The sequence below is a fragment of the Actinomyces qiguomingii genome (genome assembly GCF_004102025.1).
In the GTDB taxonomy this organism is placed as follows: domain Bacteria; phylum Actinomycetota; class Actinomycetes; order Actinomycetales; family Actinomycetaceae; genus Actinomyces; species Actinomyces qiguomingii.
Genome location: NZ_CP025228.1, coordinates 2586229 through 2599601 on the forward strand (window position 1 = coordinate 2586229; position 13373 = coordinate 2599601).

Here is a 13373-nt window from a genome sequence, read left to right on the forward strand (position 1 = left end):
GCTACTGTCCTGCCGCTGTTGTCGCCTGGGATTCCTGCTCCGCGCGCCTGCGGGCCAGCCGGGCGTCGTGCTCCGCGGCAGCGGCGAAGGCGGCACCGGGTGCGGCCACTGAGCCGAAGCTGGCCAGATCGCGGCGGAAAACGACGGCGGCCAGCCAGTCCATCATGATGCGCACCTTCCGGTTCAATGTGGGCATGGCGTACACGTGGTAGCCGCGGTGTGCGGTCCAGGCCAGGAAGCCGCGCAGGTTGTGTCCCATGATGCGGGCCACCCCCTTGCCGATGCCGAGAGAGGCCACGGTGCCCAGATTTTCGTGCCGGTAGGCGGTCAGGTCCGCCTGACCCTCGGCGCCCGCCGTGAGCGCGGCGACCAGGTTCTCGGCCAGCACCCTCGCCTGGCGGACGGCGTGTTGAGCGGTGGGGGCGCAGGTGGCGCCAGGTTCTGCGCTGGTAAGGTCCGGGACGGCCGCACAGTCCCCGGCCGCCCAGGCGCCATCTACGACGACGCCGTCGCGGGCAACCTGCAGCGTCGGCAGCGTGGTGACCCGGCCCCGCCCCTCGATGGGCAGATCCGAGTCGGCGAGTACCGGTGCCGCTTTGACGCCGGCGGTCCACACGATGGTGTCGGCGTCGAATTCTGTGCCGTCGGACAGGACCACATGCCCGTCCACGCAGGAGCTCAGGAAGGTGGACAGGCGCACGTCGATGTCGCGCTCGCGCAGCTGCTGCAACCCGTAGCCGGACAGTTCCTCGGTCAGCTCCGGCAGGATGCGGCGGGTGCCCTCCACCAGCACGAAGTGCACGTCGTCCTGTTCGATGCTGGGGATCTTGGCGACGGCGGCCCGGGCCATGTCCTCCAGCTCGGCGATCGCCTCCACGCCGGCGAAGCCGCCGCCCACGAATACGAAAGTGAGCAGGCGTCGACGGCGGTCGTGGTCCCAGGTGGAGGCGGCCTCCTCAATATGAGACAGCACCCGGTTGCGCAGGGCGAGGGCCTCCTCGACCTGTTTGAAGCCGAGGGCCTGCTCGGCCAGGCCGGGAATGGGCAGGGTGCGAGCCTCGGCGCCCAGGGCCAGCACCAGGTGGTCATAGGTCAGTGGGTAGGGCTCTGGAACCACAAGCGTGGATTCGGGGGTCGGTGGTGTAATGGTGATGGTGTGGCGGGTGTGGTCAATGGCGGCGACCGAGCCGGTGAGAATGGTGATCCCATCCAGGCCGCGCCGGTGGGAGGCGACCACGTGCCGCGGCTGAATGGATCCGGCGGCTACCTCCGGCAGGAAGGGCTGGTAGGTCATGTACGGGCGCGGATCGACGACGGCGATCTCAATCTCATCGGTGTTGAGGCGCTTGCGCAGCTCCCGGGCGGCGGTGAAGCCGACGTAGCCGCCGCCGGCGATGATTACGCGTGGCGGGCGGTGGCCTCCCCGGCCGACGGCGACTGCAGGCACATGCGCACGCCGGGGGCGGATGGTCAAGGTGAGCGCGGCGCCCGTGGCGGCGAGGCCGACGGCGCCGAGGGCGATGGCAACAGAACCTCTCATGGTCCAAATGTAAGGGCTGCCTCAGTTAACCAAGAAGCGCCGGTGCCGTCTCACCCCATGAACCACACCACATATGGCCAACCTTCCACGGAACGAGGCACGGTCCATCTCAAGGATCGCAACGCTCATGCTGTTGGACAACGATACCGATACGCTTCCAACCTCCCGCTCTCCCCATCGTCAGAAAGGTAGAAATGAGGTTCCGTACCCTTCTCCGGCCAAGCGCGACACTTCTCGCTGTAACCGTCGTGGCTGCCGCGGCAGCATGCTCCTCCCCCACGGCGACGGAGGCCGACTCCTCCGCGGCCGCCACGCCGAGCCGCACTACCTACGGCACACAGACCCCGCTGGCAGACCAGAACCTAGCGGCGTCGGGATTAACCGCCACCACACTCAGCTTCAAGGCCGAACCGGACACGGTCTGCGCGGACGAGGCAGGCGTCACCTACATCGAGCCGCGTGCGGACGCCTCTGCGGATCTGACGGTCCGGCGCGCTCTGTGGGACGGTACCGAGGTCTGGTCAACCACGGTGCCGGTGCCCGACGGCGCGGCCGACATGCAGCTGAGGTTGAGCGTGGACCCGGCGATCGGCGTCGTCTCGGTGTGGTTCCGGGGCTCCACCGAGAGGAATGATGATGGAGCCATACTCCTGCAGAAGACCCATGCCATGGCCGGCCGGGTCACCTGGCTGCAGGTGGAGACCGGCGAGGCCGTCTCCGCGGATCTGATGACCAGCGCCGCCGATCTGGCGGGAGTGTCCGTGCGCACGAATGAGGACTTCGCGGGCGCCATTGTCATGGAGGACGACTCGACTACCTCCGGCGTGCTGTATGTCGACGCAGACCTCGCCGTCACCGGTTCCAGCTGGTATGACCTGGTCTCTGCGGACGGCGACTTCCAGCTGAGCGACGTGGCCCAGTGGCGCGGCGCACCGCTGTTCACACTAACCAACAAGCAGGACGCCAGCAACAACATCGTGCAGCTCGGCTCCACAGAGCTGCTCACCGCCGACAGTGACAGCATCAGGTACATTCCCGGTCCCACGCACCTGGGACTGAAGCATAACGAGGATCTGTGGCTGGTCGATGAGACGGGCGCCGTTACCGAGGTCGACACCAGTACGTGTGAACTGGGCGATAATCACCTGTATCCGACCATCTCCGACACCGCCCTGTATGCGGGCCTCGCCCGCGTCGCCCTCGATGACAACTCCCTGGAGTGCCTGGCCGATCTCGCCCCCACTACCGAAGCCGAGATCGTCGGCGAGTTCTCGGACGGCAACCTTCTGCTCGCCTCCAACCTGTCCGGCGCGGACGTGCGGGGCACCTGGCTGGTTCCAGCCGACCGTTCCGAAGCCGTCGAGCTGAGAGACAGCCTCGGTCCAGTCGAGGTGCATTCCGACCACATCGTCCAAATCGTCGACGGCTCCGAGGTCACATTCGTGGACGTCTACGACTACCGTGACCTGCTGATCCCGCAGGAATGACGCTGAATGCCGGCTATTTGGCCGGCCCTGGTCAGGTGCTGGTGCACCCCGGGCCCGGCCGCCGGTACGGCGGTGGCCTAAGCGCCCCAGTCGGCTGCCGGATCCGTTAGCCAAGCCCCTGCCACGCCACCGGTATCGGAGTCGGCGTTCTCCTCCGCCAGGGCCTGCTCGACGGCGCGCGCGGCCACGCCGGCGCCGTACCCCTTGCGTCCCAGTGCGGCCAGGGCGCGGCGTCGGCGCACGGCGGGCTCGAGTCCCCGGCTGGCGGCGAGTCGTTTGCGTGCCAACGCCAGGGCGGCCGCCTCCTCGTCCTCGCCGTCGATCTGAGCCAGGGCGGCACGGATGTGCCCCTCCCCCACGCCCTTGCGGTGCAGTTCGTCCGCTATGGCACGCCGGGCGGCTCCCTTCTCCGCAAAACGAGTGCGGGCCAGGCGGGCGGCGTAGTCGGCGTCGTCAATCACCCCGGCCGCCTCAAGCCGGTCCAGAACCTCCTGGGCCACGGCAGGATCGGTCTGCTTGCGCTCCAGCAACTGGGCGAGGGCCGCGCGCGGGGCCGCCGAGCGGTCAAGGCGCCGCAGGACGATGTCCCTGGCAGCCTCGACCTGCTCGGTGTGTGCGTCAGGATTCAGCCAGGGCATCAGAAGCCGCCGGCGTCCTCGCCGAACATGGCATCGGCTTCCTCCACGGCGGCGGTCTTCTTCTTGCGTCCGCCGGCCTTGGACGCGGCGGAGCTCTTAGGCGCGGCGTCGGCACGGGCCTTGGTCTTCTCCGCCGCAACCTTTTCAGCGGCTTCCTGCTCGGCGCCCTCACGGGCCTGCCGGCCGGGCTCACCGATGCCTAGGGCGGCCAGAATCTTGTGCTCGATCTCATCGGCCAACTCGGGGTTGTCCTTCAGAAAGGCGCGGGCGTTCTCCTTGCCCTGGCCGAGCTGGTCGGTGCCGTAGGTGTACCAGGCTCCGGATTTGCGCACGATGCCGTTGTCCACCCCCAGGTCGATGATGCCGCCCTCACGGGAGATGCCACGGCCGTAGAGGATGTCGAATTCGGCCTGTTTGAAGGGCGGAGCCATCTTGTTCTTGACAATCTTGGCCTTGGTCCGGTTTCCGACCGGCTGGTCGCCGTCCTTAAGGGTCTGGGTGCGGCGCACGTCGATGCGTACGGAGGCGTAGAACTTCAGCGCCTTGCCGCCGGTAGTGGTCTCGGGATTGCCGAAGAAGACGCCGATCTTCTCCCGCAGCTGGTTGATGAAGATGGCGGTGGTGCCGGTGGAGGAAAGGGCGCCGGTGATCTTACGCAGCGCCTGGCTCATCAGCCGGGCCTGCAGACCGACATGCGAGTCGCCCATCTCTCCCTCGATCTCCGCCTTGGGCACGAGGGCGGCAACGGAGTCAATGACGATGATGTCGAGCCCGCCGGAGCGAATCAGCATGTCCGTGATCTCCAGGGCCTGCTCGCCGGTATCCGGCTGCGACACCAGGAGGTTGTCCGTGTCCACACCAAGGGCCTTGGCGTAAACCGGATCCAGGGCGTGTTCGGCATCAATGAAGGCAGCGTTGCCGCCGGCCTTCTGGGCGCTGGCCACGGCGTGCAGAGCCACCGTGGTCTTACCGGAGGACTCCGGGCCGTAGATCTCCACGATACGGCCGCGGGGCAGCCCGCCGATGCCCAGGGCAACGTCGAGTGCGACAGAGCCGGTGGGGATGACGGATACAGGTGGCCTGATGTCATCGCCGAGGCGCATGACAGAGCCTTTGCCGAAGGACTTGTCGATCTGGGCCAGAGCGGTGGCCAGAGCCTTGGAACGGTCCTGCGTCTGGGTTGCGGTGGGCATTGGTATTCCTCTGTTCTTGAGCGGCTCGCCGCCGCGGTGGATACGGCTGGTCCTGGTGACGGCGCCCCTCTCCGGGGCCCGCGAACGACGTTATGCCGGACCACTGACATGTTTCACCGCCCCTTAATCATCCCTGTGGATGCGGGGTGCGCGAACGCCGCCTGTGGAACACAGTAGGCGAACACTTGTTCGAATGCGAGAAGTGTTCACCGCGTGTCGCGGCGACGTCTGCGCGGGTCGTCGCGCAGTACCCAGCGATCCGCATCGCTGCGATCCGTCTCATCACACAGGGCATTCCAGACCTCCCGCGGTGGCACGCCATTGTCCAACGCCTGAACTCCGGTGGTTCCAATGCTGGTAAGCACCAGATCCTGTGCCAGCGAGCGGCCATAGGCGGCGCCGAACACCGTGTCGACGGCGCGCCAGAACTCCGAGTGCTTCATAGGATTCCTCGTGCTAAGTGACTGACAGATGTGGCACCCGCACCAGGAGCACAACCGTGCCCGGGCGCGACCGCCGCAGCGGCCCACGACCGGGCACGGTTGAAGAACGCGAAACAGGCGCGGTATCGACTCTGCGCCTCAGCGCAGAGTCAGGCCCTGCTGACGGATGAGCTCCTCGGGGACCGTGTCCGGCACGGCCACGCCCTCGGCCAATGCGATGCGATCGGATACCTCACGCAGCACCGCCGACAAAGGCGCGTCGAGGGCCTGACAGATCGAGGCCAGGAGTTCGGAGGAGGCCTCCTTCTGGCCGCGTTCAACCTCGGAGAGGTAGCCCAAGGAGACACGGGCCTGACTGGAGACCTCGCGCAGGGTGCGGCCCTGGTGCTGGCGTACGGAGCGCAGCACCTCGCCGATCTCACGGCGCAGAAGGATGTTCTCATGCTTGTTCGTCGTGGATTCCACGACGGCGCCGTGCCCCGCCGCGGAGGCTTGCCGCATCGGTACGCGGCCCGTCGGGCGCGCGGGACGGGTGGTGCGGGGGTGAGTCACGTTGTTCATCGTGTGGCACAACCATTCATCTGGCGGTTTCATTCCCGCCTCCGGCGGGTGCTCCCCCGGCGGCGTTGTTCAGATCCTTACTGAGAAGTCTGGAAACAACCTGGGGACCGCGTCGGTATTGCCCAGGTCGTCCCTCCTGACGGGTTTCGCAGGTCATTTCGACCTCACGCGCTACCCGTGCCGAGGCCGGGAGCGGCTTCGAGAAGCGCCCCGGCCAGCGCCAGCACGGCCGTGGTGGCGCCGTCACGCACCGCCTCACGATCACCGGGAAGGTGCAGTTCCCGGGACAGCGTTCCCCACGGTGAGGTGACGGCCACATACACCGTTCCGGCCGCGTGCCCGTCGGCCGCACCGGGGCCCGCCACACCAGTGGTGGCCAGTCCGATATCTGCACCCATGAGCCGGGACACGCCGACGGCCATCTGCTTGGCAATCTCGTCGTCGACCGCACCTGTTACCGCCAGTCGCTGCGAGTCCACGCCGAGCACCTCCTCCTTGATCCGGGGGGCGTAGGCGACAACCCCGCCGAGTACCACCGCGGAGGCCCCCGGCACACTGACCAGTGTGGAGGCGACCTCACCGCCGGTCAGGGACTCGGCGACCGCCAGCGAGAGTTTTTTCTCCCCCGCCTTGGCCAGCAGGAATCGGGCAGCCTCCACAAGTGTGCTGCTTGCCACCGGGGCATCCGGCCCGGAGGCGGTCTGCTCCACCGGCGTGGTCATGGGATCTGCCTCCTGCGCGCGATGCGATAGGCCTGTATGACGTAGTCCACTCCTGTGACGACGGTTACCACCAGGGCGGCTCCGACGGCGGCGTAGGCAATGACCATGAACACGGTGGCGAACAACTCCGACAGGAACAGCGGCCAGGGGGTGAGCAGCCCGACGATCCCGACCATCTGCAGCATGGTTTTGAGCTTGCCGCCGCGGGAGGCCGCCATCACGGCGCGGCGCAGCATAACGAAGCGCAAAGCGGTGATGCCCAGTTCCCGCACAATGATGACGATCGTCACCCACCACCACAGGCGGCCGGACACCGACAGCAGTACGAAGGCGGACAGGGTCAGTGCCTTGTCAGCGATGGGGTCGGCGATCTTGCCGAAACTGGTTATCAGACCCCGGGAACGGGCCAGCTGCCCGTCCAGTTTGTCGGTTATGGCCGCCACAATGAACACGAGCGTGGCGGCCAGATGCGCCCCTTGACCGTTGTGGAGCATAAGCCAGATGAAGACTGGGACCAGGATCAGCCGCAGCACCGTCAGGGCATTGGCGATATTGAGCAGCGGGGGCCCGCTCACTGCCCGGGCGTCGCCCGGCTCGGTGGCTGTGGTGTTCATCGCCACCAGCCTAGATGATTGCGGCCCGGCCTACGCACCACATCGACCGACCTCGGTCGTTACTTCGACCGACCTCGTGCGTAACTACGACCGACCTCGTGCGTAACTACGACCGACCTCGGCGGTGCAGGCGGCGGATTGCCACCGGTTAATTCACCAGGAGGCGCCGCGGCCGGTCAGGCTCCAGGCGTCCTCGGAGTCCTCCTCAGCCGCCAGATCGTCCCAGGACTCTGACTCATCCTCTCGGGCCGAGTCCAGCGGGGTGTCAGCGTAGCGGTCGGTGGGCGGCGTCGTCGTGGCGACGGCGTCCGCCACGACGGTATCGGCGTCATCCCCCGGGGCCTCGGCGTCGGACTCCTCGCTTCCGGGCGCAGACCCTTCGCCCTTGATCCAGGCCAGGGTCTCCTCCAGCTGCTCGGGCTGCACCAGCACGTCACGGGCCTTGGAGCCCTCGGAGGGGCCCACAACTTCGCGAGTCTCCAGCAGGTCCATCAGCCGCCCCGCTTTGGCGAAGCCCACCCGCAGTTTGCGCTGGAGCATGGAGGTGGAGCCGAACTGGCTGGTAATGATCAGCTCGGCGGCCTGCAGCAGCAGGTCCATGTCGTCGCCGATCTCCTCATCGATCTGCTTCTTTACCTCCGGGACGATCACATCCTCGCGGTACTCGGGTTGCAACTGGCTCTTGACATGGTCGACCACCGAGCGGATCTCCGACTCGGTCACCCAGGAGCCCTGCACACGCACAGGCGTGGAGGCGCCTGGCCCCAGGTACAGGGCATCACCCTGGCCGGTGAGGGTCTCGGCACCGTTCTGGTCCAAGATGACGCGCGAGTCCAACTGGGAAGCGGTGGCGAAGGCCAACCGGGAGGGCACATTGGACTTGATCAGTCCGGTAACTACCTGGGCCACCGGGCGCTGGGTGGCCAGCACCAGGTGGATGCCGGCGGCGCGCGCCAGCTGCGTGATGCGCTGAATGGAGGCTTCGACGTCCTTGGGAGCGGTCATCATCAGGTCCGCCAGCTCGTCGACCACCACCAGCAAGTAGGGGTAGGGAGCGATCACTCGCTGGGAGCCGGGCAGCGGCTGCACCTCGCCGGCACGCACCGCCTTATTGAAGTCGTCGATGTGCTTGAAGCCGAAGGAGGCCAGGTCGTCGTAGCGGGCGTCCATCTCCCGCACCACCCACTCCAGGGCCTCGGCGGCCTTCTTCGGGGAGGTGATGATCGGGGTGATCAGGTGCGGTATGCCCTCGTAGATGGTCAGTTCCACGCGCTTGGGGTCCACCAGCACCATGCGCACCTCCTCGGGCGTGGCCCGCATCATGATGGAGGTGATCATGGAGTTGACGAAGGAGGACTTTCCGGAGCCGGTCTGGCCGGCCACCAGCAGGTGCGGGGTCTTGGCCAGGTTGGTGACCACGTAATCGCCCTCGACGTCCTTGCCCAGGCCCACCACCAGCGGGTGCGCCTGCTTCTTGGCAGCCTGGGAGCGCAGCACATCCCCGAGCTTGACCATCTCCCGGTCGGAGTTGGGGATCTCCACACCGATGGCGCTCTTTCCGGGAATCGGGGTGAGCAGACGGATCTCATCCGAACCGACCGCGTAGGCGATGTTCTTGGCCTGGCCGGTCACCCGGGAGACGTTCACACCACGCCCCAGGTGGACCTCATAACGGGTGACCTGAGGGCCACGCGTATAGCCGGTGACGGTGGCGTCCACACCGAATTCGGTGAACACGTCCTGCAGCCTGTTGACAATGGCGTCATTGGCGTCGGTGCGGGTGGCGTGGCCGTGGCCCGGTTCAAGCAGGGAGTCCTCGGGAAGGCGGTAGGTGGAGCCGTCCGGCAGCTCCATCTGCCCCAGGGCGATGGCATCGGCGAAGTCCTGCTCGTCGGGGGCGGCGGGGGTCTCCTGGGTGACGGCGTCGGGCTCGGAGCGGGTGACCGGGGCCGCCGTCTCCGTTTTCGCCGCGCCCTGCTTGCCCCCTCCCTTGGCGGTCTTGGAGGTCTTGGCGGACTTGGGGCGCCGCGCGGGGGTGTCCTGCGTGTCAGATTCCAGGGGGACGTCGACCGGCGGGTCCGGGAGCACGCTGGTGACCGCGTCGCTGGGGACGGATTCGGCACGATCTCTGGTGCGCTTGCGCCGCCCGGAGCCGCGAGTCCGCTTGTCTGACTCCAGGGCTGAGCGGAAGGGCTCATCGCCGTCGTAGGCGTCAAGCCGGGCAGTGGGGGCGTCGTCGTCATGGTCCGCTCCGGCCACGGCCCGGCGCACGCGCCCCAAGGTGCGGGTGGCCAGGTTGGCGGGGGTGGCGTCGGCCCCGTGGCCGTGGCGCTCGGCCATGAGCTCACGGATCTCGGCCACCGTCCTCCCGGAGATGACCAAGGATGAGAAGGCGATCAGCAGAATGAAAAGGATGACGGCGCCCACCGCGCTGAACAGCGTGGCCAGGGGGTATCCGACCACCCACCCCAGCAGCCCGCCGGCCTCCTCCAGGGGAGCGATCCCATAGTCGAGGGAGGGGTTGCCGGAGCATACGTGGATGATGCCGGCCACGCCGGTGAGTACTCCCAGGCAGCCGACGCCCACGCGCACCGGAGCGCCGGAGAAGGTGCGCGCCCGCAGCATGGCCACACCCAAGGCTGCCAGCAGCACTGGCACGGCAATACCGAGCACCCCGAGCGGCCCGGCGGCGATGTGGTGCAGCACGCCGCCGGCGGCGCCGGAGATGCCAAACCACTCGCGCAGGCCGATCACGACGGCGAGCGCCAGCACGACGAATGCCCAGCCGGTGCGGCGGTAGTGTCCGCCAGAGGGCCGGGAGGAGGGCGGTGAGGTCTTGGTGCGAGGGTTGGCCATGGTGCCCGTAACGCTACCCGCGCTGGCGTGGCGCGGCGCGCCAGCCACGCCGGGCTAGACGCCCAGGAGCGCGTCTATCTCGTCTCGGCGGGGAGCGCGTGCGGGTCCGATTCGGCTTACGGCCTCCGCTGCGGCCGCATTGGCGCGCCGGGCGGCGGCGACGACGTCGAGCCCATCCATGAGGCCGACCACCAGCACACCCGTGTGGGTATCGCCAGCTCCGGTGGTGTCGACCACATCCCGGGCGAAGCCGGGAACCTCTACGCGATCGCCGCCAACCGGCCACATGACGCATCCGTGCGCGCCGGTGCGCCGCACCAGCAGGCCGTCGGGGCAGGCGCGGCGCAGCGCCTCGGGACTGCCCAGGCGGGCGGTAAGCTGAATGGTTTCGAAATGGTTGCCGGTCAGCAGGGTGGTGCGGTGCAGGATGGGCAGCAGCACGTGGTCGGGTATCTCCGGCTGGACGGGTCCTAGGTCGATAACCAGTCCGACGCCGTCCGGAAGGCCGAGCAGCCAGGAGGCGAGCACGTCACGGCTCGAACGGTGCACCAGGTCGTAGCCGGTGGCGTAGACCCAGTCGCCCGCCTGCAGCTCCAGACGCTGAAGGTCCTCCAGTTGCGGCTCCGCCTCCACGCCCTCGGTGGTGATGAAGGTGCGTCTCCCGCTGGGCTCGATCAGGGTGGTGCAGGTGCCGATATCCCCAACCAGCTCCTCCACGAGCAGCTCTACGCCGTCGTGCATCATGGTCTCGCGCACCTGGGCCGAGTTGGGGCCGGTGCCCAGGGTGGCGGCGAGGCCTGCGGGCAGTCCTTGACGGGCGACGGCGGAGACCACGGTGTAACCGCCGCCGACGGTTGGCCCGGAGGAAGAGGCTGTGACGGCACCCCCGGGCGCGGGAACGCGTTCGACGTGCAGGGGCAGGTCGATCAGGACCGAGCCGGTGGAGATGAAACATGCGGGGCGGCGCATGGCCTTGTGCCCGTTGCCCTGACTGATCAGTCTGCTGCGGATCCAGCTCATGCTTCGATTACCACGGGAACGATCATGGGCCGGCGACGCAGGCGTCGGCCGATCCAACGGCCCAGGGTGCGCCGCATGGCCTGCTGGAGGGAGTGGGCATCGGCGTTGCCCTTATTTAGAGCGACTGCGAGCGCATTGGTGACGTCGGGCAGGACCTCGTCAAACACGGAGTCGTCCTCGGCCACGCCCCGGGCCTGAATGTCGGGGCCGGCGAGAATCGTGCCGGTGGAGGTCTCCACCACGGCGTAGACGGACACGAAGCCCTCCTCTGCGAGGATGCGCCGGTCCTTGAGCTCGCTCTCATCGATCTCCCCCACCGAGGAGCCGTCCACGTACACGTAGCCGCAGGGCACCGATCCGGCAATGCGGGCCCTTCCCTCCGCCAAGTCGACGACGACGCCGTCCTCACACAGCATCACCCGGCTCGGATCCACACCAGTCTTTACGGCCAGCGCCCCGTTGGCGACCAGATGGCGGATCTCACCGTGTATCGGCATCACGTTGCGGGGGCCGACGATGTTGTACACGTGCAGCAGTTCCTCGGAGGAGGCGTGACCGGATACGTGCACCCTGGCGTTGCCCTGGTGGACCACACGCGCCCCCAGGCGCATGAGTTGATTGATGACCCGGTTCACGGAGTTCTCATTGCCGGGGATCAGGGAGGAGGCGAAGATGACCGTGTCTCCGGGCTCAACGGTTACCGAGCGGTGTTCGCCGTGGGCCATGCGGGACAGGGCGGCCATGGGCTCGCCCTGGGAGCCGGTGACCATCAGCACGCGTTCCTCAGGCGGAAGCGAGGTGACGTCCCTGGCGTTGACCAGCACCCCCTCGGGGACCTTCAGGAAGCCGCGTTCAGCGGCGATTCCCATGTTGCGCACCATGGAGCGGCCGATGAAGGCGACCCGTCGGCCATGTAGGGCGGCGGCGTCGAGAACCTGCTGGACGCGATGCACATGGCTGGCGAAGGAGGCCACGATGATCTGCTGATCGGATTCGGCGAAGACGCCGTCCAGAACCGGACCTATCTGGTTCTCGTGGCCGATCATGCCGGGGACCTCGGCGTTGGTGGAGTCCACGCAGAACAGGTCCACCCCCTCATCTCCGAACCGGGCGAAGGAGCGCAGGTCGGTGATGCGCCCGTCAATGGGCAGGGAGTCGATCTTGAAGTCGCCGGTGATGAGCACCGAACCCGCCGCGGTGCGGATCATGGCGGCCATGGCGTCGGGAATGGAGTGGTTGACGGCTACGAACTCTAGATCGAAGGGACCGTAGGAGACCTCTTCGTGCTCGGCGACTACGCGTAGCACCGGATGGATGCGGTGCTCGGAGAGCTTGGCTGCCACGAAGGCGAGGGTGAGGTCGGAGCCGATCAGGGGAATGTCCTGGCGCAGCCGCAGCAGGTAGGGCACACCGCCTATGTGGTCTTCATGGCCGTGCGTAAGCACCATGGCGGCCACGTCGTCGAGACGGTCCTCAATGTACGTGAAGTCGGGGAGGATGAGATCGACGCCGGGCTGGTCCTCCTCGGGGAAGAGCACACCGCAGTCGACGATGAGCAATTTGCCGTCGAGCTCAAACACGGTCATGTTGCGCCCGACCTCGCCGAGGCCTCCCAGGGGGACGATGCGCATCGCTCCATCGGGGAGCGGGCCGGGGGCGGAGAGCTTGGGGAAGTTGGTCACGGCGGCGAGTGTAGCCACTCGTGCAGCCTTCGTGAGCCAAAGAGGGGCGCAGGTGCGCATGGGCTGAGCCGACGGACATCCATGGCATGCCATGACCGCACACATTCGCGCCGATAACCCCCGATAACCGGCTCCTCCGGTTTGAGGGTGCGTTCGCCGAGTTCGGTCGATATGACCATCGAGTTCGGTCGGTATGACCATCGAGTTCGGTCGATGGCGCCGGCGGGGCGGGGGAAGTGCCCGGATTCGGCACGAACGATGTTCCCCCGCCCGGCACCGCCCTCCAGAACCGCATGATTCCAATAAATCTGAGGGCGCTTGCTGGCCCGGACGGCGTGTTCGTGCCGATAACCCGACACTTTGGCTCTTCGGTGCTGGCTTACTGGGCCGGCTGCGGATGGACCTCCTAGCTGCGGATGGACCGCCTGAAACGCGCTCTCAGACGGTCCAAGCGCAGGAAGACGGTCCAAGTGCAGAAGCCACGTTTGCGAGTTATCGGCGCGAACGTGGTGCTTAAGATCGGGGTTTTGGTTGCTGTGGTGCGGGAAAGTCGGAGTGATTATGGTCTGGGAGGTTAATCCGGGGCGGTGCTTGACATTCGCGGGTAGATGTGCGTG

11 protein-coding genes are annotated in these 13373 nt (G+C 67.2%); 1 reads left to right on the plus strand and 10 read right to left on the minus strand.

What is annotated here, in order from left to right:
* Position 1 precedes the first annotated feature (1 nt).
* Entirely contained in the window at positions 2-1540 is a 1539-nt protein-coding gene (locus CWT10_RS10700; RefSeq protein WP_103063671.1) for an NAD(P)/FAD-dependent oxidoreductase, read from the minus strand.
* Between the two features lie 194 nt (positions 1541-1734).
* On the opposite strand from CWT10_RS10700, the gene CWT10_RS10705 reads away from it, so the two are divergent.
* Positions 1735-3027 (plus strand): hypothetical protein, encoded by a 1293-nt coding sequence (locus CWT10_RS10705; RefSeq protein WP_128683405.1) that lies wholly within the window; start codon positions 1735-1737, stop codon positions 3025-3027.
* 77 nt (positions 3028-3104) lie between these two features.
* Here the strand turns inward: CWT10_RS10705 and CWT10_RS10710 are convergent, their stop codons facing one another.
* From CWT10_RS10710 to CWT10_RS10750, 9 genes are all read right to left on the minus strand, one after another.
* Positions 3105-3665, minus strand: a complete 561-nt coding sequence (locus CWT10_RS10710) for a regulatory protein RecX (protein WP_103063669.1) — start codon at positions 3663-3665, stop codon at positions 3105-3107.
* On the minus strand, positions 3665-4858 hold the full coding sequence (recA, locus tag CWT10_RS10715; protein ID WP_103063668.1) for a recombinase RecA: 1194 nt from the start codon (positions 4856-4858) through the stop codon (positions 3665-3667). The genes CWT10_RS10710 and recA overlap by 1 nt, the downstream gene beginning before the upstream one ends.
* A gap of 206 nt (positions 4859-5064) precedes the next feature.
* Positions 5065-5301 (minus strand): DUF3046 domain-containing protein, encoded by a 237-nt coding sequence (locus CWT10_RS10720; RefSeq protein ID WP_103063667.1) that lies wholly within the window; start codon positions 5299-5301, stop codon positions 5065-5067.
* 138 nt (positions 5302-5439) lie between these two features.
* Positions 5440-5862 carry a helix-turn-helix domain-containing protein gene (locus CWT10_RS10725; protein WP_174721963.1) on the minus strand — a complete coding sequence of 141 codons (423 nt, stop codon included), beginning with the start codon at positions 5860-5862 and terminating at the stop codon, positions 5440-5442.
* A gap of 164 nt (positions 5863-6026) precedes the next feature.
* On the minus strand, positions 6027-6584 hold the full coding sequence (locus CWT10_RS10730) for a CinA family protein (RefSeq protein WP_103063666.1): 558 nt from the start codon (positions 6582-6584) through the stop codon (positions 6027-6029).
* Positions 6581-7198 (minus strand): CDP-diacylglycerol--glycerol-3-phosphate 3-phosphatidyltransferase, encoded by a 618-nt coding sequence (pgsA, locus tag CWT10_RS10735; RefSeq protein WP_103063665.1) that lies wholly within the window; start codon positions 7196-7198, stop codon positions 6581-6583. Before pgsA ends, CWT10_RS10730 begins: the two co-directional genes overlap by 4 nt.
* Before the next feature lie 153 nt (positions 7199-7351).
* Positions 7352-10054: an FtsK/SpoIIIE family DNA translocase gene (locus CWT10_RS10740; protein WP_128683407.1), complete on the minus strand. Its 2703-nt coding sequence runs from the start codon at positions 10052-10054 to the stop codon at positions 7352-7354.
* 54 nt (positions 10055-10108) lie between these two features.
* Positions 10109-11023, minus strand: a complete 915-nt coding sequence (locus CWT10_RS10745; RefSeq protein ID WP_103063686.1) for a PfkB family carbohydrate kinase — start codon at positions 11021-11023, stop codon at positions 10109-10111.
* Between the two features lie 47 nt (positions 11024-11070).
* Positions 11071-12705, minus strand: a complete 1635-nt coding sequence (locus CWT10_RS10750; protein ID WP_103063685.1) for a ribonuclease J — start codon at positions 12703-12705, stop codon at positions 11071-11073.
* Between the last annotated feature and the right edge of the window lie 668 nt (positions 12706-13373).